Origin of the sequence: Jeotgalibacillus marinus, assembly GCF_040801915.1 — a bacterium.
Classification (GTDB): Bacteria; Bacillota; Bacilli; order Bacillales; family Jeotgalibacillaceae; genus Jeotgalibacillus; species Jeotgalibacillus marinus.
The window spans coordinates 1-239 of record NZ_JBFMIA010000277.1; the positions used below are offsets into that span (position 1 = coordinate 1).

The 239-nt window shown below is 48.1% G+C and carries 1 protein-coding gene; it reads right to left on the reverse strand.

Features of this window, described 5'->3' with window-relative positions; all coding sequences use genetic code 11:
* Window positions 1-239: hypothetical protein (locus AB1471_RS19150; RefSeq protein WP_367781055.1), on the reverse strand; the 239-nt coding region annotated here is incomplete at both ends.

The window sequence follows — 239 nt, forward strand, 5'->3', positions numbered from 1 at the left end:
CTTGTTTCCAGCCTTTTCGCTCCCTTTTCTCCCTCCCCCTCTTTTCCCTTTCCTCTTCTGTTTCTTCCCCTTTCCTCTTTCTTACCTCCTCCTTCTTCCTTCTTTTCCTTCCTTCTCCTTTCCTTCTCTTCCTCTCTCTTCCCTTTTTTTTTTTTCTTTTTCTCCTCCCTCCCCCTCTCTCTCCTTTTCCTCCCCCCCCCTCCCCCTTTCCTTCCTTTTCTCTTTTTTCCTCTCCCTTC